This is a genomic window from Actinospica sp. (genome assembly GCF_035552695.1).
In the GTDB taxonomy this organism is placed as follows: domain Bacteria; phylum Actinomycetota; class Actinomycetes; order Streptomycetales; family Catenulisporaceae; genus Actinospica.
Window position 1 is genome coordinate 16770 of sequence record NZ_DASZKT010000203.1, and the last position, 21351, is coordinate 38120.

General features: G+C 72.0%; 21 protein-coding genes. 7 read left to right on the top strand and 14 right to left on the bottom strand.

What is annotated here, in order from left to right:
- The first annotated feature begins 65 nt into the window (after positions 1 to 65).
- Positions 66 to 2096, top strand: a complete 2031-nt coding sequence (locus VG296_RS23350) for a primosomal protein N' (RefSeq protein WP_325569084.1) — start codon at positions 66 to 68, stop codon at positions 2094 to 2096.
- Between the two features lie 12 nt (positions 2097 to 2108).
- On the opposite strand, the gene VG296_RS23355 is transcribed toward VG296_RS23350, so the two are convergent.
- Positions 2109 to 2462 (bottom strand): VOC family protein, encoded by a 354-nt coding sequence (locus VG296_RS23355; RefSeq protein ID WP_325569086.1) that lies wholly within the window; start codon positions 2460 to 2462, stop codon positions 2109 to 2111.
- A 145-nt stretch (positions 2463 to 2607) separates the two neighbouring features.
- Here VG296_RS23355 and def point away from each other — a divergent pair, with 145 nt between their 5' ends.
- The 4 genes from def to rpe are packed head-to-tail and all read left to right on the top strand — an operon-like array spanning position 2608 to position 6166.
- Entirely contained in the window at positions 2608 to 3150 is a 543-nt protein-coding gene (def, locus tag VG296_RS23360) for a peptide deformylase (protein ID WP_325569088.1), read from the top strand.
- The gene (gene fmt / locus VG296_RS23365) at positions 3150 to 4085 is read left to right on the top strand and encodes a methionyl-tRNA formyltransferase (RefSeq protein WP_325569090.1); all 936 of its coding nucleotides are present in this window, start codon (positions 3150 to 3152) and stop codon (positions 4083 to 4085) included. Before def ends, fmt begins: the two co-directional genes overlap by 1 nt.
- Positions 4086 to 4094: 9 nt before the next feature.
- On the top strand, positions 4095 to 5471 hold the full coding sequence (locus VG296_RS23370) for an RsmB/NOP family class I SAM-dependent RNA methyltransferase (protein ID WP_325569092.1): 1377 nt from the start codon (positions 4095 to 4097) through the stop codon (positions 5469 to 5471).
- Between the two features lie 5 nt (positions 5472 to 5476).
- Positions 5477 to 6166 carry a ribulose-phosphate 3-epimerase gene (gene rpe / locus VG296_RS23375; RefSeq protein ID WP_325569096.1) on the top strand — a complete coding sequence of 230 codons (690 nt, stop codon included), beginning with the start codon at positions 5477 to 5479 and terminating at the stop codon, positions 6164 to 6166.
- Between the two features lie 175 nt (positions 6167 to 6341).
- Here rpe and VG296_RS23380 read toward each other — a convergent pair whose 3' ends face one another.
- Both VG296_RS23380 and VG296_RS23385 read right to left on the bottom strand, forming a co-directional pair.
- On the bottom strand, positions 6342 to 6551 hold the full coding sequence (locus tag VG296_RS23380; protein ID WP_325569098.1) for a DUF397 domain-containing protein: 210 nt from the start codon (positions 6549 to 6551) through the stop codon (positions 6342 to 6344).
- A gap of 144 nt (positions 6552 to 6695) precedes the next feature.
- Positions 6696 to 7568 carry a helix-turn-helix transcriptional regulator gene (locus VG296_RS23385; protein ID WP_325569100.1) on the bottom strand — a complete coding sequence of 291 codons (873 nt, stop codon included), beginning with the start codon at positions 7566 to 7568 and terminating at the stop codon, positions 6696 to 6698.
- A 134-nt stretch (positions 7569 to 7702) separates the two neighbouring features.
- Between VG296_RS23385 and VG296_RS23390 the strand changes: the two genes are divergently transcribed.
- Positions 7703 to 8545 carry an SAM-dependent methyltransferase gene (locus tag VG296_RS23390; protein ID WP_325569102.1) on the top strand — a complete coding sequence of 281 codons (843 nt, stop codon included), beginning with the start codon at positions 7703 to 7705 and terminating at the stop codon, positions 8543 to 8545.
- Positions 8546 to 8592: 47 nt separating this feature from the next.
- On the opposite strand, the gene VG296_RS23395 is transcribed toward VG296_RS23390, so the two are convergent.
- From VG296_RS23395 to VG296_RS23435, 9 genes are all read right to left on the bottom strand, one after another.
- Positions 8593 to 11472 carry a helix-turn-helix transcriptional regulator gene (locus VG296_RS23395; RefSeq protein ID WP_325569104.1) on the bottom strand — a complete coding sequence of 960 codons (2880 nt, stop codon included), beginning with the start codon at positions 11470 to 11472 and terminating at the stop codon, positions 8593 to 8595.
- An 83-nt stretch (positions 11473 to 11555) separates the two neighbouring features.
- Positions 11556 to 11753, bottom strand: coding sequence for a hypothetical protein (locus tag VG296_RS23400; RefSeq protein WP_325569106.1), 198 nt, complete (start codon positions 11751 to 11753; stop codon positions 11556 to 11558).
- 191 nt (positions 11754 to 11944) lie between these two features.
- Positions 11945 to 12508, bottom strand: a complete 564-nt coding sequence (locus tag VG296_RS23405; protein WP_325569108.1) for a hypothetical protein — start codon at positions 12506 to 12508, stop codon at positions 11945 to 11947.
- On the bottom strand, positions 12505 to 13827 hold the full coding sequence (locus VG296_RS23410) for a DUF58 domain-containing protein (protein ID WP_325569110.1): 1323 nt from the start codon (positions 13825 to 13827) through the stop codon (positions 12505 to 12507). Before VG296_RS23410 ends, VG296_RS23405 begins: the two co-directional genes overlap by 4 nt.
- Positions 13824 to 14852: a MoxR family ATPase gene (locus VG296_RS23415; RefSeq protein ID WP_325569112.1), complete on the bottom strand. Its 1029-nt coding sequence runs from the start codon at positions 14850 to 14852 to the stop codon at positions 13824 to 13826. Before VG296_RS23415 ends, VG296_RS23410 begins: the two co-directional genes overlap by 4 nt.
- Positions 14853 to 14893: 41 nt before the next feature.
- A complete protein-coding gene (locus VG296_RS23420; RefSeq protein ID WP_325569114.1) occupies positions 14894 to 15451 on the bottom strand; it encodes a hypothetical protein in 558 nt (185 codons plus the stop codon).
- Complete coding sequence (locus VG296_RS23425) at positions 15448 to 16422, bottom strand: DUF4129 domain-containing protein (RefSeq protein WP_325569116.1); 975 nt, start codon at positions 16420 to 16422, stop codon at positions 15448 to 15450. Before VG296_RS23425 ends, VG296_RS23420 begins: the two co-directional genes overlap by 4 nt.
- Positions 16423 to 16529: 107 nt before the next feature.
- A complete protein-coding gene (locus VG296_RS23430; protein WP_325569118.1) occupies positions 16530 to 17543 on the bottom strand; it encodes a hypothetical protein in 1014 nt (337 codons plus the stop codon).
- 418 nt (positions 17544 to 17961) lie between these two features.
- Positions 17962 to 18729, bottom strand: a complete 768-nt coding sequence (locus tag VG296_RS23435) for a VOC family protein (protein WP_325569120.1) — start codon at positions 18727 to 18729, stop codon at positions 17962 to 17964.
- A gap of 179 nt (positions 18730 to 18908) precedes the next feature.
- Between VG296_RS23435 and VG296_RS23440 the strand changes: the two genes are divergently transcribed.
- Positions 18909 to 19721 carry a hypothetical protein gene (locus tag VG296_RS23440; protein WP_325569122.1) on the top strand — a complete coding sequence of 271 codons (813 nt, stop codon included), beginning with the start codon at positions 18909 to 18911 and terminating at the stop codon, positions 19719 to 19721.
- A 23-nt stretch (positions 19722 to 19744) separates the two neighbouring features.
- Here the strand turns inward: VG296_RS23440 and VG296_RS23445 are convergent, their stop codons facing one another.
- Together VG296_RS23445 and VG296_RS23450 are read right to left on the bottom strand one after the other, a co-directional pair.
- Positions 19745 to 20797 (bottom strand): S66 peptidase family protein, encoded by a 1053-nt coding sequence (locus VG296_RS23445; protein WP_325569124.1) that lies wholly within the window; start codon positions 20795 to 20797, stop codon positions 19745 to 19747.
- Between the two features lie 90 nt (positions 20798 to 20887).
- The gene (locus VG296_RS23450; protein WP_325569126.1) at positions 20888 to 21268 is read right to left on the bottom strand and encodes a metalloregulator ArsR/SmtB family transcription factor; all 381 of its coding nucleotides are present in this window, start codon (positions 21266 to 21268) and stop codon (positions 20888 to 20890) included.
- Positions 21269 to 21351: the final 83 nt, after the last annotated feature.

A 21351-nucleotide genomic window follows, 5' to 3' on the forward strand; every position in this document is an offset into this window, starting at 1 on the left:
CCAATCGCGCAGCGGGCCTGCGAAAGCTAAGTCACTGTCGGCGGTCGGCTGTTTAATGGGGATTTGTGGAGCAGGGCACCGTGCACGAGCAGCTGGCGCTGGTGCGTGCCCGCGTGTCCGCGCCGCCGAAGCCGGTGCTCCCGGCCGCGGACCGGCCCGTCGCCCGGATCGCGGTGGATCTCGAGCCGCCGCACCTCGACCGCTACTTCGACTACGCGGTGCCCGCGAAGCTGGCCGACGCGGCGCAGCCGGGCGTGCGGGTGCGCGTCAAGTTCGCCGGCCGCCTCGTCGACGGCTTCCTGATCGAACGCCGCGAGAGTTCCGACTTCACCGGTTCGCTCGTGCCGATCGCGCGCGTCGTCTCGCCCGAGCCCGTGCTGAGCCCCGAACTGGTCGCGCTCTCCTGCCAGGTCGCCGAGGCCTACGGCGGCACGCTGGCGGACGTGCTGCGGCTCGTCATTCCGCCGCGACACGCCGCCGCCGAGGCCGAAACCGCGCACCCGCGGCCGCTCGGACCGCTGCCGCTGCCCGATCCGGCACCGTGGGCCGCGTACCCCGGCGGCGCCGAGTACCTCGACGCGCTCGCGCAGGGGCAGGCGCCGCGCGCGGTGTGGACCGTGCTGCCGAACTCCGATGCCTACGGCGCGCTCGCCGCCGCCGTGCAGGCCACGCTCGCCGGAGGCCGGGGCGCGGTGGTCATCGCCGCCACCGGACGCGACGTGGCGCGGATCGATCTCGCGCTGGCCAAGACCCTGGGTGCGGGGCGGCACGTGGCGCTCACCGCCGACCTCGGCCAGGCAGAACGGTACCGGCGCTGGCTCGCGCTGAGCCGCGGTCAGGTGCGGGCCGTCGTCGGCACGGCCGCCGCGCAGTTCGCGCCGATCGAGAATCTCGGGCTCGTCGCGATCTGGGACGACGCGGACTCCGGCCACGCCGTGCGCCTCGCGCCGTATCCGCATGCGCGCGAGGTGCTGCTCATGCGCGCGCATCAGGCGAAGGCGGGGGCGCTGATCGGCGGGTACACGGCGACGGCCGAGGCGGCGCACCTTGTGCAGCGGCATTGGGCGCGGCCGCTCGTGGCTCCGCGTACGGCCGTGCGGGACCATGCGCCGCGAGTCTTCGCACTGAACGAGGAGCGCGGCCGGGATCGCGAACTGCATCCGGGGGCCAGCGCCGGCCATCTGCCGCCGCAGGCCATTCGGCTCGCGCGGGAGGCGCTGACGCAAGGCCCCGTCCTGGTCCAGGTGCCGCGCTCGGGATATCGGCCACGGCTGGCATGCGCGCAGTGCCGCGAGACGGCGCGCTGCGGGCACTGCAACGGACCGCTGTCGCAGCCGGGTCCCCGGCAGGACCCGAAGTGCGGATGGTGCGGACGCCCCGCGGCGCCGTGGAGTTGCCGGAACTGCGGCGGCGTCAGATTTCGCAGCCGGGCGACCGGCGTGCATCGCAGCGCGGAGGAGTTGGGGCGGGCGTTCCCCGGCGTGCTCGTGCGCGAGAGCAACGCGGCGCGCGGCGTGATCGACGCCGTCCCCGGCGAGCCCGCCCTCGTCCTCGCGACGCCGGGCGCCGAACCGTTGGCGGACGGCGGGTACGCGGCCGCCCTGCTGCTCGACGCGCCGGAGATCCTGAACCTGCCCACCCTGCGCGCGGCCGAGCAGGCCGTGCGCAGGTGGCTCGGCGCCGCGGCCCTGGTCCGCCCGGCCGCCCGCGGCGGAGCCGTGCTGCTCTGCGCCGACGGAGCGCTGCCGGCCGCCCAGGCGCTGCTGCGCTGGGACCCGGCCGGCTTCGCCCGCCGCGAGCTCGCCGACCGCACCGAGCTCGGCTATCCGCCGAGCGCGCGCATCGCCGAGCTCACCGGCGCGTACCCGGCGCTGCGCGAAATACTGGACCTCGCCGAACTCCCCGACGGAGCCCAGCTGCTCGGCCCCGTCCCCGTCCAGCGCGCCGGCGAGCAGACCGAACGGATGCTCGTCCGCTGCGATCGTGCCGACGGCGCGCGGCTCACCAAGGCGCTCAAGACCGCCCTCGGCGTGCGCACGGCCAAGCACGGCAACGACCCGGTCTGGATCCGCATCGACCCGGTGGACCTGGCCTGAGCGCGGTTCGTCCTATCCCTCGGGCGTGAAGACGCAGAACTCGTTGCCCTCCGGGTCGGCCAGCACGTCCCACCGGATCTCCTCGTCGCGGGCGCGGACGAGGGTCGCGCCGAGGGCGAGGAGTTCCCGGACGTCGCCGTAGACGTCGTGGTGCATCCGGTTCTTCAGCGACTTCGTCTCCGGAACGAGATTGATCCAGATCAGCGGGCCACGGCCGGCGGGGTCCTCGATGGCGCCGACCCATTCGCCGGCGTTCTCGCCCTCGGCGGCGAAGCTGAGCCGGTAGCCCATCGCGGTGCACCACCATTCGGCGAGGGCACGGTCGTCGGCGGCGTCGAGGCAGAGGTCCTTGAAGCTGGCGGGCACGATGCACTCCTTCTCGCGGGGACGGACGCGACATTCGTACTCTGCCACCCTGGAACGCGGTCCGCTGCGTCGCGGAACGAAGGGCGTCGACGCGCCGGTAAACTTGAGCGGAACAACGACCAGCACGGCTTAAGGGGCTTGAACCGTGGCGATCCGACCGATCCGGCTCTTCGGCGATCCGGTGTTGCGCACCCCGGCCGAGCCCGTGGTGGACTTCGACAGGGAACTGCGGGTTCTGGTCCGCGACCTGACCGAGACGATGGTGGAGGCGCCGGGTTCCGGGCTCGCCGCGCCGCAGCTCGGGGTGTCGCTGCGCGTCTTCACGTACAACGTGGAGGGCGCGCTCGGGCACCTGGTCAACCCGACGCTCGACCTGTCCGACGAGACGCAGGACGGGGACGAGGGCTGCCTGTCCATCCCGGACCTCCGGTTCCCGTGCACGCGGGCGCTGCGGGTGGTGGCGAAGGGCTTCAACGAATACGGCGATCCGGTCGTGGTCGAGGGCAGCGAGATGCTGGCGCGCTGCGTGCAGCACGAGACCGACCACCTGGACGGCATCCTGTTCGTGGACCGGCTCGACCGGGAGCAGCGGAAGGCGGCGCTGCGCGCGATCCGGCAGGCCGAGTGGGCCGGGCAGACGGTGCGCGTCAAGCAGTCCCCGCACCCGACCTTCGGCGGAGCCCGCTGATGCGCGTTCTCTTCGCGGGCACCCCGCAGCCGGCCGTCCCCTCGCTCGAAGCGCTGTTCGCCTCCCCGCGGCACGAGGTCGTGGCCGTGCTGACCAGGCCCGACGCGCCGACCGGGCGAGGGCGGCGGATGGAGCGGTCGCCGGTGCGCAAGATCGCCGAGGAGCACGGAACCGAGGTGCTCACGCCGCGGCGGCCGCGTGATCCGGAGTTCCTGGAGCGGCTCGCCGAACTCGCGCCGGACGTCTGCCCGGTGGTCGCGTACGGCGGGCTGATTCCGCCGGCGGCGCTGTCGATTCCGCCGCGCGGCTGGGTGAACCTGCACTTCTCGCTGCTGCCCGCGTGGCGCGGTGCCGCTCCCGTGCAGCACGCGCTGCTCGCCGGGGACGAGATCACCGGCGCGTGCACCTTCCAGCTCGAGGAGGGGCTGGACACCGGGCCGGTCTACGGGACCGTCACAGAAGAGATCCGGCGCACCGACACCAGCGGCGACCTGCTGGAACGGCTCTCCGGCGACGGCGCGCGGCTGCTCGTGGCCACGCTCGACGGCATCGAGGACGGCACGTTGCACGCCGTGCCGCAGCCGAAGGACGGCGTGACGCTCGCTCCGAAGATCACCGTCGAGGACGCCCACGTCGACTGGAAGACGCCCGCTCAGCACATCGACCGGCAGGTGCGCGCGTGCACCCCGGCGCCCGGCGCGTGGACCACGCTCGGCGGTGAGCGGGTCAAGCTCTTCCCGCTCACCCCGCTGCCCGGCGCCTCGGAGGTCGAGCCCGGCCGGATCGTGCTGGACAAGCGCGGGATGACGGTCGGCACCGGCTCCGGGCACGTCGTGCGGCTCGGCGACGTGCAGCCGCAGGGCCGGAAGCGGATGAGCGCCGCCGACTGGGCGCGCGGCCTGCGGTTGGCCGACGGCGACGCGCGGTTCGAATAAGATCATCTGATGGCTACCTACGATCCGGCGCGGCGAACCGCGTACGACACGCTGCGAGCGGTCTCCGGGCGCGACGCGTACGCGAACCTCGTGCTGCCCGGCCTGCTGGCCGAGCGCCGCGTCGACGCGCGCGACGCGGCGCTCGCCACCGAGCTCGCGTACGGCACGCTGCGCGCCCAGGGCACGTACGACGCGATCCTGTCGGAGTGCGTGGACCGGCCGCTCGGCCAGCTCGACCCGGAACTGCTCGACGTGCTGCGGCTCGGCGCGCATCAGCTGCTCGCCACGCGCATCCCGCCGCACGCCGCCGTCGCCGCGACCGTGGACCTGGCCCGCGAGGTGCTGCACGAGGGCGCCGCGCGGATGTGCAACGCCGTGCTGCGCCGCGTCGGGCAGCTCGGCTTCGACGAGTGGATCGAGCGCATCGCGCCCAACGCGAGCGACGACCCGGAGGGCTACCTCGCGCTCTACCGCGCGCACCCGCGCTGGATCGTCTCAGCCCTCTGGGACAGCCTCGCCGCGCATCGGGGCAGCAAGGTCGCGCACGACGAGATCGACGACCTGCTCAAGGCGGACAACGAGCGGCCGGGAGTCACGCTCGTGGCCCGGCCCGGGCTCGCCACCATCGAAGACCTGCTGGACGAGGGCGCCGAACCCGGCCGCTACGCGCCGACCGCCGCCTACCTGCCGCACGGCGATCCCGGCCGCCTCGAAACGGTCCGGCGCGGCCGCGCGGGCGTGCAGGACGAGGGCAGTCAACTCGTCGCGCTCGCCGTAGCCGAGGTGCCGCTCGACGGCGACGACGAGCTCTGGCTCGACCTGTGCGCGGGTCCCGGCGGAAAGGCGGCGCTGTTGGCCGCCACCGTCGCCGGGCGCGGCGGGCGACTGGTCGCGGTGGAGCTCGCTCCGCATCGGGCCCGGCTGGTCAAGCGCGCGCTGCAGCCGATTCCCGGGCTGCACAAGGTGATCACCGCCGACGGGAATCAGCCGGCCTGGCGGGCCGGGCTGTTCGACCGGGTGATCGCGGACGTGCCGTGCACCGGGCTCGGCGCGCTGCGGCGTCGGCCCGAGTCCCGCTGGCGGCGCGCGGCCACGGACGTGGCCCTGCTCGCCGAGACGCAGAAGAAGCTGCTCGGCGCGGCGCTCGATTCGGCTCGACCCGGCGGCATCGTCGGCTATGTCACCTGTTCGCCGCATCTCGCCGAGACCCGGATCGTGGTCCAGGACGTGCTGCGCGCGCGGGACGACGTGCGCCAAATCGACGCGCGCCCCTACCTGCCGGGCGTTCCCGAGCTGGGTGACGGGCCGGACGTGCAGCTCTGGCCGCACGTGCACAACACCGACGCGATGTATCTCGCACTGCTCCAGCGCACTGAGGAAGAATAGGGCACATGGCCGTACAGATCTCGCCCTCGATCCTGAACAGCGACTTCGCCCGCCTCGCGGACGAGGTGGCCGCCATCTCCCCGGCGGCCGACTGGGTGCACGTGGACGTGATGGACAATCACTTCGTGCCGAACCTGACCCTCGGGCTGCCGGTCGTCGAGTCGCTGCTCAAGGTCTCCGAGCTGCCGCTGGACTGCCACCTGATGATCCAGGACCCGGACCGCTGGGCCCCCGCGTACGCCGAGGCGGGCGCCAAGTCGGTCACCTTCCACATCGAGGCGGCCGCCGCGCCGATCAGGCTGGCCAGGAACCTGCGGGCCGCCGGCGCGCGGGCCGGGATGGCGCTCAAGCCCGCGACCGCGATCGAGCCGTACGAGGACCTGCTGCCGGAGCTCGACATGGTGCTGATCATGTCGGTGGAGCCGGGCTTCGGCGGCCAGAAGTTCCTCGAGTCGGTACTGCCGAAGGTGCGGCGCACCCGAGAGGCGATCGCGCGGCACGGCGGCCAGATCTGGCTGCAGATGGACGGCGGCGTCTCGGCGGAGACGATCGAGCGCTGCGCGGACGCCGGGGCCGACGTGTTCGTCGCGGGCTCCGCCGTATACGCCGCCGAGGACCGCGATCGCGCGGTGCGGGAGCTGCGCGCGATGGCCGAGAAGGCGACGTCCGACGCGTCCTGGGCCTGCGCGCACTGACTTCGCGCACTGAATTCGAATACTGATGCGTATAGGTGCTGCCGCGGGCAGCGCGGCGTGCGAACATGAAGGAGGCCGTGCCCTCCGCGTCGTCGGGTGACGCGGAGAGCCCGGCCCTTCACTCACTCGCGCAGAGATGTATCGCGGGGGTGTAGGTGGGGTGGGGGAGACGGCCTCAGCCGAGGTTGTCGAGCTCGCCGCTCTTGACGGCGGCCAGGAACGCGCCCATCTCGACGCGGTCGAAGAAGAGCACCGCGCCCTCGGGGTCGCGGGAGTTGCGGACCGCGACGGCGTCCGCGCCGAAGGGCGCGAACTCGACGCAGTTGCCCTGAGACCCGCTGTAGGAGCTCTTCCGCCAATTGGTGATCTTCGTGTTCTTGCTCATGTCAGCAGCCTTTCGATGGATCCCATGCACCGTTGTTCTGCAATTGCATGTGCCTCGTGCACGAACGCTAGCATGCAGGCAGGGATCAGCAAACGGTGATCCATCGAAATCACACGTCTCAGTGATGCACAAATATGTTCGGCGCTAGAGGTCCAGCCGGATCTTCTCAAGGAGCTGACGGCTGCCGCGCGGGGTTTCCGCGTCCACGACCAGCCGGTCGAATGCACGGCCGTAGACTTCGATCTCGTCAGGGCGCTCCAGATACAGCGCACCGGTCAAGTGTTCGATGTATGTGATGTCCGGCAGCTCGGCCTCGGCGAAGCGGAGGATGGAGAACGCGCCCTCGGCCACGTAGCCGCTGCGGGAGAACGGGATCACCTGCAGCGACACGTGCGAGTGCTGCGTCGCCTCGAGCAGCCGCTCGATCTGCTTCTTCAGCATCGCGACGCTGCCGAGCGTGCGGTGCAGCACCGACTCGTCGATGACCGTCCACAGCCGCGGCGGATTCGTGCCGCCCAGGATCTTCTGACGGCGCATCCGGAGATCGACCTGGCTCTCGATCGTCTCCTCGGACGCCTGCGGCTGTCCGTGCGCGATCACGGCCCGCGCGTAGTCCTCCGTCTGCAGCAGGCCGGGGATGAACTGCAGCTCCCAGCTCTGGATGCGCGCCGCGGCCTCCTCGAGGCCCACGAAGTCCTCGAACCACTTGGGCATCCGCTCGTTGTAGCGGTGCCACCAGCCGGTCTGCTTGGACGCCGCGACCAGCGAGAGCAGCTGCTTGCGCTCCTCCTCGTCGATCAGCCCGTAGAGGGTGAGCAGGTCCTCGACGTCCCGCTCCTTGAAGCTGATCCGCCCGGTCTCCATCCGGCTGATCTTCGAGGCCGAACCGCGGATGCTGTAACCGGCCTCGGCGCAGCTGATGCTCGACTTCTCGCGAAGCCGCCGTAGCTGGCTGCCCAGAATCAGCCTGCGTACCGAAGGTCCGGCCCGTCCGGTGTTGCTTTCAGCGGCCGTCATCCTCGATCCTTCCTCGGTGCGAATCAGGATTCGCTGATTTGCGAACGTGGTACGGGGTTCTACGCTAAGTTACGTTGCGCCCGAACGCCAGTGCCGAGCCGTGGAAACCATAGCCGGTTAAGGAGATCGAACATATGACGGATAGTCCAGCCCCCTCCGTTTCAGGTCAGCGTGCGCCGGTGGGGGTGGACCCCACGAGGGCTAGCATCGCGCGGGTCTATGACGCCTTCCTCAACGGGAAGGACAACTACGAGATCGACCGGGCGGTGCTCAAGCAGGTCCAGGAGCACATGCCCTCCGCCCAGGAGCTGGCCTTCGAGAACCGCGGGTTCCTGATCCGGGTCTGCCGCTTCCTGGCCACCCAGACGGACATCGACCAGTTCCTCGACCTCGGCTCCGGCCTGCCGACGGCGGAGAACGTGCACCAGGTGGTGCAGCGGGTGCGGCCGGACGCCCGGGTGAACTACGTGGACAACGACCCGGTGGTGCTGGCCCACGGCCGCGCGCTGCTGGAGGAGAACGAGAACTGCCGCTTCGTCGCCGCGGACATCTTCGACCCGAAGGCGATCCTGGAGAACGAGGAGATCCGGCACTTCATCGACTTCAACAAGCCGCTCGGGCTGTTCCAGATGGGCACCCTGCACCACTACAACGGCCCGCGCGACGCGCCGAAGGAGATGATGCGGACCCTCATCGACGCGCTGCCCTCCGGCTCGTTCGTCGCGCTCTCGCACTTCCTCGACCCGCAGAACGAGCACAGCACGACCGCTCGCGACGCGGAGGAGGCGTTCCTGCACAGCCCGATGGGCTCGGGCACCTTCCGCACGCACGACGAGCTGCTCGAGCTCTTCCCCGGACTCGAACTCGTCGAGCCCGGCCTGGTGCGCTGCGCCGACTGGTGGCCGGACGGACCGCAGCTCAGGCCGCTCACCTCGGCCCAGCGCTGCATCGCGGGAGCCGTGGGCCGCAAGCCGTGAGGTAGCGGCACACTGATTTCCCCGGGACCGCCCGCTCGCTGCCGTGATCAGGCGACGTCATCGAGCAGGTGGTCCCGGTGCGCGACGGCGGCGGCCTCGGTGCGCGAGGAGACGCCCAGCTTGGCCAGGATGTTCGACACGTGCACGGACACGGTCTTCGTGCTGATGTAGAGCCGCGCGCCGACCTGGCCGTTCGACAGACCCTCGGCGACCAGCCGCAGCACGTCCGTCTCCCGGACCGTCAGCTGCGGCGCCGTCTGCGCCTTCGGGCTCTGCACGGCGGGGACGACGCTCATCAGCCGCGCGCTGCGGGCCAGCTCGTCGATTTCGGCCAGCAGCGCGGTCGCACCGAGCCGTACGGCCGCCTCCCGAGCCTCCCGCGCCGCCTCAGCGGCCTCCTGCCGCCTCCCGGGCGTCCCAAGGCCCACGGCCGCCTGACGGAGCCTCAGCTGCGCCCTGAGGTACACCGGAGCCCCGATCAGCTCAGCCCGCTCGGCGAGCCCGGCCCAGTCCGCCGCCGCACGGTCGAGTTCCGCCTCGACCAGAGCCGCGTACAGCTCGTGGATCGGCGCGCGCCGCGGCAGCTTCTCGGCCGCCTCGCGCAGCAGGCCGACCGTCGACCCGGGGCCTTCGTCGCCCAGCTCCGCCTCGGCGACGGCTGCCGCGCGCAGCAGATCCCAGCACCACCACTCGAAGCCCTCGCCGACCCCCGCGTCCAGCACCGCGTGCACCGAGGCGCGCGCCTCGTCGATCCGTCCGCGCGCGGTGGCGAGCAGCACCAGCGCGGTGTGGTCCGGGATCCGGTGCTGCAGCTCCTCGTCGGCGCCCTGGGCGTGCCGCCGCTGCACGACGTTGCGCAGCGACCGCTCCGCCGCGTCCAGCTCGCCGCGGGCGATCTGCAGCAGCGCGCGCAGCCGCAGCAGGCTCGGGTCCTGGATGCCCGGCAGGCTGTGGTCGAGGTCCGCGTCGATCTGCTGCTCGGCCTCCTGCCAGCAGCCCGCCGCGATCAGCGGCTCGGCGATGTTGTTGCGCAGCAGGCCGCGCTGCGAGCGGTTGGAGGCGGAGACCGTGCCGAGCGCGCTCTCCGCGATGCCCGCGGCCTCGGCGTACCGCCCGACCTTGTAGAGCTCGTCGGAGATGAAGATATCGGTGCGCGAGAGCAGCGTCGGCGTCTTGCCTATGGCCCGCGCCTCGTTCCGCGCGGCGTGCTGCAGCGCCAGGCCCTGCTCCCAGTCGCCCGCGTGGAACAGCGCCGACGCGTACGCGGACAGGGCCAGCACCCGGTCCTCCTGATCCGCGAACCGCACGCTCAGATCGCGCGCCTCGGTGGCCACGGCCAGCGCCTCGCTCATCCGGCCGTTGATGCACAGCTTCGACGCCAGCCGGGCGAGCACGAAGGCGCGCTTGGCCGGGTAGCGGTCGGCCGGCAGCAGTTCGACGGCGCGGTACCAGTCCTCGTATTCGATGTGCCCGAGGTGGGCGCGGTGCATCGCGCGCTGGTCGTAGAGATGCGCGGCGAGCGTCGGACGCTCCCGCTGGTCGATCGCCGCCAGCCCGGCCTCGGCGAAGGACAGGCCGCGCTCCGACGCGCCGGCCCGGCCGGCCGCCAGCGACGCCCGGTACATCCAGTAGATCTCGTCGGCCGGATTCCCCGGGTCGTGCGGCACCGCCGACCACAGCTCGAGGGCCCGCTCGAGCATCGCGAGCTCGTCCGCGAAGGCGAAGCGCGCGTTCGCGACCTTGGCCGCGCGCAGCGACGCGGCCAGCGCCTTGTCCGGCTGGTTCGCCCGGTACCAGTAGTGCGCCGACTGCACCTCGCGGGCGTCGTCGCCGACCAGCTCGGGCGCCTCCTCCAGGATCTCGCCGAGCCTGCGGCAGATCCGGGCGCGCTCGCCGGGCAGCAGGTCCTCGCGCAGCACGGCGCGCATCAGCGCGTGCCGGAAGCGGAAGGCGTCCTCGACGCAGTCGCCGGTCAGGATGTGCGCGTCGAAGGCGGGCCGCAGCCGCTCGGCGAGCTCGGACTCGTCGAGCCCGGCCAGCCGCGCGATCAGCGGCGTGTGGGTGGGCTGATAGGCGCAGCAGATCAGCCGGAGCAGCGCCGTGGTCGGCTCGGGCAGCCGCTCCACCCTGGCCAGGAACAGGTCGTGCAGGGTCCAGGACAGCTCGTCCTCGTCCCCGGATTCCAGGCTGCAGGCCAGCTCCTCGGTGAAGAAGGCATTGCCCTCGGCGCGGCAGTAGATGTCCTCGAGCACCTCCTCGGTCACCGGCGTGCTCAGCAGCGCCGCGAGGTGCAGCGTGCTCTCCTGGCGGTTGAACCGGCACAGGTCGATCCGCTCCACGTCGCGGACCCGGGCGAGCTCGGCGACCAGCGGGCGCAGCGGGTGCCCGCGGTGCAGCTCGTCGTCCCGGTAGGTGCCGATCAGCAGCACGCGGTCGTTGCGCAGCACCCTGGCGAGGTAGCCGAACAGGTCGCGGGTCGCCCGGTCGGCCCAGTGCAGGTCGTCGAGCAGCAGGATCAGCGGCTGCTCGGCCGCGGCACCGACCAGCACCGCGCGCACCGCCTCGAACAGCCGGGCGCGGGCGAACTGGTCGTCGATCCGGGCCGGCGGCGCGGCGCCGAACTCGGGCAGCAGCCGGGCGAGCTCGTCCCGTTCCCAGCCGTCGCAGGTGATCAGGTGCGCCTCGTCGAGCGAGCGCAGCGCGCCGGTGAACGCGGCGTACGGCACGCCGTCCCCGCCGACCTCGATGCAGGAGCCGATCGCGAGACGCGCCCCGCTGCGCCGCGCGAACTCCTCGATCAGCCGGGACTTGCCGACCCCGGCCTCGCCGCCGAGCAGTACGGTCTGCGGGGCCCCGGCCGCGGACCGCTCCAGGGCGGCCCGCAGCCTGGACAGCTCGCTCTCGCGACCGATGAACTCCCTACTCACTGACCTCGCCACAGCTGTGAGTCTGCCATGCGGTTCCGACAGGGGGAGCTGGATTATTCGGGCCGTGTGCGGGGCCGCGCCGCTCATCCGACGTCCGCGGCGCACTGTGCGGCGCCGCGCTGCCGTGGAATCCCGGGTGAGCCGGCGCCGTCCGTGCGCCTGGCCTCGCGCCTGGCGAGCTTGGCGGCGCGCACCAGGGTGTGGCGCCGCGCGGCGGCCTCGAACTCGGCCTGCCGCTGGGCGGCGAGGGCGTAAGCGAAGTTGATGGGCTGCTGGGTCATCGGGATCTCCTCGAGTCCTGCTCCGGGGGATCTCCCCGGTGACTCAAGACTCCCGTGCCAGGTAGCCCCGGCGGATCGGTCGAACTCCCGAATTCGCCGCCGTCCGCGGGCCCGTCGGCTACCTTAGGCGGCGCCCCGGGCTACCTCAGACGGTCGAAGATCGACTAGGTACCTTAGGTCCCGGCGAGGCCCTAGTGCCGCCGCGCGGCCTGGGTCGCGCCGCTCTCCCGGTAGCCCGCCGTGTACCGCAGCCGCAGGGTGGCGAGCAGCAGGCCGAGCGTGCCGAGCACGGCGATCCCGGCCACGATCCGGCCCCAGCCGCCGCCGCTCACCGGGGCGAGCGCCGCGAGGAGTACGAGGGCTGACGCGGCGTACGCGTATCCGGCGTGGCTGAGCTGCTGACCTGCGGGCCTACCGGGAGCGGTGCCCGCGTCGACGAACATGAGGTAGGTCAGCAGCAGCGCCGGTTCGACGGCCGTCAGCCACACCGGCGGGCCCTGGAACGCGGCGAGCAGCGCGGCCGCGGCGACGAGCAGGGTGTTGCGATACCGCAGCAGCTGATGCCGGAGCCGGTGCGACCGCATCTCCGGCCGGTCCACGATCGGCGCGGCCGCCCAGAGCCCGACGACGAGCGCCGCGCCGCCGAGGAACCACTGCGGGCTGAGGTAGTCCGGCCAGCGCGCCGGATCGAGCGCGCCGACGAGCAGCAGCGCGCCGAGGATCCGTATCGGCAGCGACTCGAGAATCGTGTTCACCGCGTCCTCCCGTGCACCGGGCGGCGCAGCAGCGGAGCGAGCACCAGATCGAGCGTGTTCTCGCCCTCCCAGGCCACGACCGGCATGCCGCGTTCGGTCAGGCTGAAGCGCAGCGCCTCGCGGTCGAGCCGCCACAGCCGCAGCGCGAGCGGCGCGCCCGGGTCCTCGGGATCCGGCCTCGGCTCGCCGGCCGGGATCTCCACGACCACGGCCGGGTTCCCGCGCAGCGCGAGATCCTGCAGCGCGTCCACGAAGCGGTCGTCGGCCAGCGGGGTCACGGCGTAGACCAGGGCGCCGTTCGGCAGCGCGGGCGGCGGCACGCGGTCCAGGTCGGGGGTCTGGAAGCCCAGGTCCCGGCGGACGTCGAGCACTGATTCGACGATCCGCAGCAGGTGCGTGGAGCCGGTGCCGGGCGTGAGCCAGCGCAGCCGGCCGCCGAGCGAGACGATTCCGACGCGGTCGTGGCTGCGCAGATAGGCCCGCGCGATCCCGGCGGCCACCCGGACCGAGTCGTCCAGCGTGCTGCCGCCGCGGGTGCCGACCACGTCGCCGAACGCGTCGAGCAGCACGACCGCGTCGGTCGCCTGCTCCGCCGCGAACTCGCTGATCTGCACCGAGCCGCGGCGGGTGGTCGCGGCCCAGTGGATCCGCCGCTGCCGGTCGCCCCAGCGGTACGGCCGCACGCCGACGAACTCCAGGCCCTCGCCGTGCTGCCGCGCTGCGTGCTCGCCGAGCCGGTTCGGCAGCCGGGTCGGGATCGGGGTCAGGGAGCTGTCGTCGGGCAGCGGGAAGATCTCGCACTCGCCCAGGTCGGCGCGCACGGTCTGGCGCGCCAGACCGCCCCGGTCGTAGACGTCGACGTCCACGGTGCCCAGGCTCCAGCGGCCCCAGCGCCGCGCGGTGAATTCGAGGTCGAGCACGGCGCCGTGCTGCTCGAGCCGGACCAGCTCGACGCCCGGGCCAGGGTAGACGGCCGGGTCGAAGCCGCCCGCGGAACCCGCGTAGGACAGCTCGATCCGCGTCGTCATCGGCTCGCCCTCGAAGCAGCGCCGCACCGGGACGGTGGTGAGCGCCGCGACTCGGTCGGGACGCGAGCCGGGCGTCACGGCCAGCAGCAGCCACACGACCGGTCCGGCGGCGAGCGCGAAGGCCCAGGCGTGCCCGCTGATCAGCGCGCCGACCAGGGCGCAGGCCGCGACGAGCGCCAGCCGGTGCGCGCGTTCGGACAGCCGCCAGCCGTCCGGCCGCGCCGTCGGCGGCTCCAGCGGTTCGGACGGTTCGTCCGCGCGGCCGAGCGCCCGGCGCAGACTCGGATTCATGCGCTCTTCGCCGCGCTGGGCGTTTTTGGCGTGTTGGCAGCCTTGGGTGCGCCGGCCGCGTTGGGTGTGGTGCGCGGCGTGGGCACGGACTTGACGAGCCCCGCGACGATGTCGTCCGAGTTGATGCGGCGCACCCACAGCTCGGGCCGCAGCGTGATCCGGTGCGCGAGCGCGGGCACCGCGACCGCCTTCACGTCCTCGGGCACCACGTAGTCCCGGTCACGCAGCACGGCGTGCGCGCGGGCCAGCTGAACCAGCGCGAGACCGCCCCGCGGCGACGCGCCGACCTGCACCTGCGCGTGCTCGCGGGTCGCGGTGATCAGGGCGATGACGTAGCCGAGCAGATCCTCGTCCACCTCGACCTGCTCCAGGCTGGAGCGCATCGCGAGCACCTCGGCCGGATCGGTGCGCGCCTCGAGCACGGCCTCCGGCGCGGCCCGCTCGATCCGCCGCTTGAGCATCGCGGTCTCGTCCGCGGCGGGCAGGTAGCCCATCCGCGTGCGCAGCAGGAAGCGGTCGAGCTGCGCCTCGGGCAGCGTGTACGTGCCCTCGTACTCGATCGGGTTCTCGGTCGCGATGACGACGAAGGGCTGCGGCAGCGGCCGGGTCACGCCGTCCACCGTCGCCTGCCCCTCGGCCATCGCCTCCAGCAAGGCCGCCTGCGTCTTCGGCGGCGTCCGGTTGATCTCGTCGGCGAGCAGCACCTGGGTGAAGATCGGTCCGGGCCTGAAGACCATCTCGGCCGAGCGCTGGTCGTAGAACGGCGCTCCGGTCACGTCCGAGGGCAGCAGGTCCGGGGTGAACTGGATGCGGGTGAAGTCCATGCCGAGCGCGGTGGCGAACGAGCGGGCCAGCAGGGTCTTGCCGAGGCCGGGCAGGTCCTCGATGAGCACGTGGCCGCCGGCGAGCACGCCCATCATCACCAGTTCGAGCGCGTGGCGCTTGCCGACCACGGCGCGCTCCACCTCGTCGAGCACGGTCCGGGCGCGCTGCCCCGCCTGCTGGGGCGTCAGTTCGTCGGTCATCAGTGCTCGATTCCTCGGTCGTGGTCGTCGTTCGAACGATGTCAGAGCTGTTCCAGCCGGTCCACCAGCGCACGCAGCACGGTGTCGGGCGGCGGCGCGGGCGGCGCCGCGCTGCGCCGGTCCAGCGCCTGCCGCGGCCCCTTGACCGGCGGCGGCGTCGGCGGGCGCCGCGGATCGATCCACGGCCAGAGCTCGGGGCCGATCAGGGCGGCGGCCCGCTCGGGTTCGGCGTGCAGGCTGATGCCGTGCTTGTCCGCCAGCCGCACGGCGTAGAGGCGCTCCAGTTCGGGCTTCACGGCGTGCTGGAAGTTGCCGGAGGACGAGCGTGCCGCGGCCACCAGCGAGGTCCAGCCGAGCATGCTCAGATTGCGCTGCCTGACCAGGCGCATCGGCCGACGGAACTGACCGTCCATCACCTCGGCGCCGGAGACGTAGCAGGCCAGCCCGACGCCGAGCGCCGCCAGCAGCCCGAGGCCCACACCGGCCGCGAGCCAGCCGCCGACCAGCGCGAGCGCGGCCTCGACCGCGAGCGCCGCCGCGCAGAGCATCGACAGCAGCACGCGCGGGCGCGGGACGGGCGGACGTTCGAAGACGGTCACGTACTCGCTCCAGCCGCCGCGCTCTGCGACTCCGCCTCCTGGCGGGCCGTCAGCTGCTCGGTGATCGCGTCCAGCGCGCCGCGAGCCTCGTCGAGGTGCCGCGCGTCCATCGGGTGCGTGGAGAAGCGCGCCTCCCGGAACAGCTTCGCCAGCAGCCGGGGCGCCGGTCCGTCCACCACGCCGCGCCGCGTCGCCCTGGCGAGCAGGTCGGAGGGGCTGTCGGATTCGAGGCGCGGCACGCCGGCCATGGCCAGCGAGTCCTCCATCGCCGCGTAGCAGGCGATGATCGCCGCGCGCGCCTCACCTTCGAGGGCGCTGCGACCGGCCAGCATCGCGGCGGCGAGCGCCGACTCGTCCTCCGCCTCCTCGGCGAGCGCGGGCGGCGGAGCGCCGGTGATCCCCGATTGCCTGGCCATGTCGCGCATCCTGATGATGAGCGCGACGACGGCCGTGACGACCAGGATCGCCAGCGCGATGCCGATAATCGTCAGGATCAGGCCGAGCGGCAGCTTGAAGCCGTCGTGCTGGGTGGTCGTGTTCCCCGAGGAGTGCGGCGGCGTGGGCTGATCCGTCGCCCCGCCGGTCGACAGGATATTGATGCACTGCGTCACGCACGCGGACTGGGTGGACGGCGCCTGCGTCCGCACGAGGAAAAGCGCGACGGGCACAGCGGCGGTCAGCACCGCGACGACGGCGAGTACTCCGCGGTTGAGCCGGGCCCGCGCCGTCGAGTCTGGATCCGTGGCCGAGATGCGCTCACGCAGCTTGACCAGCGTCATGATCCCGACGGCCAGCGCGGCGGCGGCGAACAGCCACCACTGCCGGCCGAGCGGACCGGAGCCGTGCGTGGCCGAGCCGTCGGCCGAGGCCATCGCGGCGGCGCCGAGCGCGAGCAGAACGACGGCGGTGAGCACGAGCAGGGGCCGGGGCACGCGTATTCGTCCGCTTTGCCCCAGGGTGCCCTTGTTCACGCGCTCGTTCCCCACGTCATGCCCCGTCGTCCTCGTCGCGACGGAGAGTGTACTGGCTGCCACCCTGCCATAGGCCGTACCCCGCTGTCAGCAGAAACCCGGCGCCGCTACAGCCGGAGCGTGGTCGAGGCCTCCAACAGTTCGGAGCTGAGCAGCTTGAGTTCGGAGCGCAGGTCGGTGGGGATCTCCCGCACACGCTCGGGCAACTGCCGGGTGGACTGGTAGAGCGAGAGTTCGGGCAGCGAGTCGGCCAGTTCGGTGTGCCGGTCCATCAGCCGGGCCAGACCGTGCCGCCGCATCCGCGCCAGGCTGTCCGCGAGCCGCAGCGACACCAGCCAGACGCCGAGCTGCCAGAGCGGGATCAGCACGAGCCAGATGGTGACGTACACGTGCGTGGCCGACGCGAGCGTGACGGTGATGTGCTTGAGCGAGCCGACCGTCCGCAGCACCTTCGGCTCGTAGCGCGTCTCCAGCTTCGAGGGCAGCCAGTAGAGCGCGAGCGACAGGGAGCTGAGCAAGAACGGGATCGAGACGTAGATCGTCCAGCGCAGCCAGGTGGCCGGCGCCTGGAAGCGGCAGCTCAGCCGCATGAACGGCGTGGGCACGAGCACCGAGGTGATGTTGCCGATCGCGATCGGCGCCAGCGGCAGCACGGCGAGCTGCGGCAGCGCGCGCGGGATCCACGCGTCCGAGTGGCCGAGCCGGGCGACGATCGCGACGACCGTGCAGACGAAGAAGAGCTCGCAGACGAAGAGCATGAGGTTGCGCACGCGCAGGATCCGCGCCGGGTCCTCGCCGCCGCGCAACAGGTCGGCGGCCCAGGTCGGCTCGGCGGCGAGCTGATTGGTCAGCGAACCGTCCGCGATGGCGCTCAGCACGACGAGCACGACCGTCGGCTTCGGATCGTGCGTGAGGTCCGGATGGGTGAACAGGACGATGTACGCGAGGAAGCCGTATCCGAAGCCCCAGCTGCAGAGCAGTCCGTAGAGCCAGTCCGGCCGGGTGCGCACCACGCGGAGGAACTCGCCGTGCAGTGTGGGTCTTTTAGGCGTCGGACTCTTCGGTGGATCCAGCGGCTCCGCTTCCGTTCCCGTCGCCGTCGTCGTTTCCTGCGCGTCCATGCCCGCCCTCCCGCGGCAGTGCTCGCAACTGACGACGGCTCAGATTACCCACACCGCACCGTACGTGGCCAGCCGCCCCCTGAATCCCGTTTTTGATCACGGAGAGTGATTATCAACGCTCATGGGGTGGCGTGGTTGCGCCACGGCAGGTTTCCGCCACGGCGAAGGTCTCCCATGGCGGCCGGTCGCCCGGCATGCTTGACCGGTGCACGGGCGGCGACGGAGGGGCGCCGGCCGCGTTCGCACCTGCCCGGGGCCGGGAGACCCCGCATGGTGGCGCCGGGGGGCAGCTGTGCGACGGGCCGGAACCGGTCATTCCGGCCGAACGACCCCTCGGGTGGATGGCCCGGCCCGTCGCGCCACGCTCGCCGGACTCTTCGTCACTCTTCGGCCGGCGCTCCTCGTCCAGCCGAGTCGTCTACATCCCGGGCGGCGGCACCACCAGCTTGATCTCGACGCCGCTCGGGTCCGTCAGCCCGGCCATCCGGCCGAAGGGCGTGTCCGCCACCGGCTCGGTCACATGCGCACCGGCCCCCAGCGCCGCCGCTACGGTGATGTCCACGTCCGCGACCTGGAAGTACGGCCGCCAGTGCGGCTTCTCCACCTCGTCCACGCGGAAGATCCCGGCCCGCGGCTCGCCGCCGATGTGCAGCGTCCAGTACGAGTCCGGCATCTCCTCCATCGCCTGCACCTCGGCGCCGAACAGCGCGCCGTAGAAGTCGGCCGAGGCCTTGCCCTCGGTGGTCACCAGCTCGAGCCAGGCCAGGCAGCCGGGCTCGCCGTAGACCTGGAAGCCGGCGAACGACAGCGCCTGCCACATGCCGAAGGCCGCGCCGCCCGGGTCGATCCCGTGCGCGAAGCGGCCCATGTCGCCGGCGTTCATCGCCTCGCAGATCACCGTGCCGCCGAGCTCCGGGATCCGAGCCACGGTGGCCTCGGCGTCCCGCACCGAGAAATACCCCGTCCAGGGCATCATCGGGTGCTCCTCGGCCATGTGGCCGATCCCGGCGACCGGCTTGCCGTGCACCTGCTGAACCGCGTAGCGCGTCTCCGTGTCGGCCGGGTCCGCCTCGCCGGTCCAGCCGAACAGCGGCTGATAGAACTGCAGGTAGTCCTGCTCCGTCGCGAGCAGCGTGTCGAGCCAGGCTACGGAACCCTCGGGGTGCGGGAGCTTGCAATCGGGCATCGTTCTCGGCCTCCTTGTGTAGATCGCCGAATTTCGGGATGTTTCGCTTCTACCGAGTCACTCTGCCACCGGCCTCCGACAAAATCTCGCCGTTCGGCATCCCGCCGTTCGGTCGGTTCGCACCGGTCCGAACGGGGGACGCGCGGTGTCCCCGGGACGCGGTCGGGTAGCGGCCGGATGTGATCATTCGTCATATATTCACCATCGCCCTCACCGGCTCCATAGCCCTGGCCTGCGGCGGCGGTACGTGCATCAGCACCGCGGCTGCCGACGCAGGCGCGTCCGGATTCCCCGTCTACGACAACACCTTCTACTCGAACGTGAACCTGGAGCGCGTCGGCGCGGTCAAGTCGAACGTCATCTACGAGGCGCCGATCGCGCAGCTCGCCGGTCAGAACCCGGAGAACTTCCGCGGCACGCGGCCGCGCGGGGCCGAGCTCGCACTGCCCGCGAAGTCCGCATACGAGGCGTACGTCCAGCGCACGTCGAGCCACCCAGGCCCCGTCGTCCTGGACTTCGAGACGCTGTATCTCAAGGGCGCGCGTTCCGTCGCCGAGCGGCACTACCAGAAACTGCGGAAGCTGCTGGAGTGGGCGCACGAGGCCGTACCCGGGCGCACGGTCGGTTACTACGGCGTGCTCGGCAACACCAACCCGCACTACTACAAGCTGGAGCGGCGGCTCGCCGAGCGCGAGGACGCCCTGTTCCCGAGCCTCTACACGTTCAGCGACAATCGCCCGGCGTGGCGCACCCGCTTCCGCCAGATCATGGCCGAGGCCGCCACCGTCGCCCCCGGCAAGCCCGTCGACGCCTACCTCTGGCCCCAGTACCACGGCGGGACCAAGCTGGCCGGGCGCTATCTGACGCCGGATCACTGGCGCTACGAGCTGGAGACCGCGCACCAGCTCTGCTCGGGCGTGGTCATCTGGAGCCCGTGGGCCAGCGATCCGGACCAGCGCTGGGTGGACGAGACCGCCGCGTTTCTCGGCTAGTGCGTTCAGCACGTCCAGCGCGGCTAGTACGTGACAGTGATCCGGCGGGCCGGGCCGTCCACCCGGATCAGGCCGCCGTAGGGGAGTACGACCTGCGGCTCGGTGTGCCCGATCTCGAGGTCGAACACGAGCAGCGCGCCCGGGTTGTACTCGTCGAACGCGCGCTCCACCGCCGTGCGCTGGTCGCCTCGGTACCGCGCCGAGTCCTCGGCGCTCAGCTGCCGATCGAACGCCCACGCCTTGGGCCGGCCGATCAGCGCCGCGTCGAACTGCCGGAGCAGCCCGCGTTCGCCGAGGTTGCGCAGGATCCGGTACACCTCGACGTGGCTCGGCAGCTCCTCGCTGGTCTCCAGGACCAGCACGCCGCCCGCGTACCGCGCCGGGTCGCCGACATTGCGGTCGGCCATGGCAAGCCAGGACAGGATCTCCAGGTTCCCGCCCCAGCTCGGCCCCTCGACGACGCGGTCGGCGCGCAGCCAGCTCCAGCCCGCCGACTCGGTCATCCGGTACTCCGCGGCATGCTGCTCGAACGCGGCCGCGTCGTCCCAGGGCACGTCGATGTCGCCGAACTCCTTGTTCTCGACGAGGTCGAACGGCCCCGACGTGAACAACGCGGCGCGCACCGAGTCGGCGGTGATCGGGTGCATCGCCCCGGCGCGACCGAACTGCGTCATGATCGCGCCGCCGTGGTACGCCACGATCCCGAGCGTGTGCAGGTAGGTCAGCAGGTTCGTCGCGTCGCTGTATCCGAAGAACGGCTTCGGGTTCGCGCGCAGCACGTCGGCGTCGAGGTGCGGCAGCACGGTGATCTGGCTGTCGCCGCCGATACTGCAGATCACGGCCTTGATGTCGGGATCGGCGAACGCGGCGTGCAGGTCCGCGGCGCGGTCCGCCGGCGAGGAGCCCAGCACGCGGGTGGTGGGGAACTCGACGGGGATCAGACCGAAATCCTCGCGCAGCCGGCGCAGCCCGAGCTCGTAGGGGAGCGGGAAGAGCTCGGGCAGACCGCCGGAGGGGGAGACGATCGCGACCCGGTCGCCCGGCTTCGGCTTCGGGGGATAGTGCAGCGGATCCATGCGAGCGAGGCTAGCCGTACCGCGCCGGATGGTGCACTCGAGTTAACGGGAATCGGCGGGTAACGCAGTAGGCCGCTACGAATTCGGCGGCTACGAAGTCGGCGTGTGCGGGATGCCCTCGACCTCGTGCTCGGCTTGGCCGAGCGCCTCGTCCAGCAGTCGCTTGATGTGGTCGCCGCGCAGTCGGTAGTACCGCGCCCGGCCCTCGGCACGCTGGTCGACGAGTCCGGCGAGGCGCAGCTTGGCCAGGTGCTGGCTGGCCGCGGTGGGCGTGCAGCGGGCCGTCTCCGCCAGGGTGCTGACGCCGAGCTCGCCCTCGCGCAGCGCCCAGAGCAGCCGCAGCCGGGTCGGTTCGGCGAGCATGTCCAGGTGGGCGACAGCGGTCTGCACGTGAGCGTCGGGCAGTGTCCGGCCGAGCGCGGATCTGTGGTGCTCCTTGGGTTGCTCGCCGGGGACTGCTGGGTGGGCCATGCCCCATCTTCTCACTTGCGAACTTCTCGCAGGAAGCAGGAGTGCGCATTTACCTTCTCATCTTCACTGATGCGAAGGTGAGC

Bases quoted from the DNA above. Each gene is read 5' to 3' on its own strand.
- rpe (WP_325569096.1), top strand. From the start codon at position 5,477: ATGGCCGTACAGATCTCGCCCTCGATCCTGAACAGCGACTTCGCCCGC.
- VG296_RS23415 (WP_325569112.1), bottom strand. From the start codon at position 14,852: ATGACCGACGAACTGACGCCCCAGCAGGCGGGGCAGCGCGCCCGGACC.
- VG296_RS23390 (WP_325569102.1), top strand. From the start codon at position 7,703: ATGACGGATAGTCCAGCCCCCTCCGTTTCAGGTCAGCGTGCGCCGGTG.
- VG296_RS23385 (WP_325569100.1), bottom strand. From the start codon at position 7,568: ATGACGGCCGCTGAAAGCAACACCGGACGGGCCGGACCTTCGGTACGC.
- VG296_RS23450 (WP_325569126.1), bottom strand. From the start codon at position 21,268: ATGGCCCACCCAGCAGTCCCCGGCGAGCAACCCAAGGAGCACCACAGA.
- VG296_RS23435 (WP_325569120.1), bottom strand. From the start codon at position 18,729: ATGCCCGATTGCAAGCTCCCGCACCCCGAGGGTTCCGTAGCCTGGCTC.
- VG296_RS23410 (WP_325569110.1), bottom strand. From the start codon at position 13,827: ATGAATCCGAGTCTGCGCCGGGCGCTCGGCCGCGCGGACGAACCGTCC.
- fmt (WP_325569090.1), top strand. From the start codon at position 3,150: ATGCGCGTTCTCTTCGCGGGCACCCCGCAGCCGGCCGTCCCCTCGCTC.
- VG296_RS23370 (WP_325569092.1), top strand. From the start codon at position 4,095: ATGGCTACCTACGATCCGGCGCGGCGAACCGCGTACGACACGCTGCGA.
- VG296_RS23380 (WP_325569098.1), bottom strand. From the start codon at position 6,551: ATGAGCAAGAACACGAAGATCACCAATTGGCGGAAGAGCTCCTACAGC.
- VG296_RS23430 (WP_325569118.1), bottom strand. From the start codon at position 17,543: ATGGACGCGCAGGAAACGACGACGGCGACGGGAACGGAAGCGGAGCCG.
- VG296_RS23445 (WP_325569124.1), bottom strand. From the start codon at position 20,797: ATGGATCCGCTGCACTATCCCCCGAAGCCGAAGCCGGGCGACCGGGTC.
- VG296_RS23400 (WP_325569106.1), bottom strand. From the start codon at position 11,753: ATGACCCAGCAGCCCATCAACTTCGCTTACGCCCTCGCCGCCCAGCGG.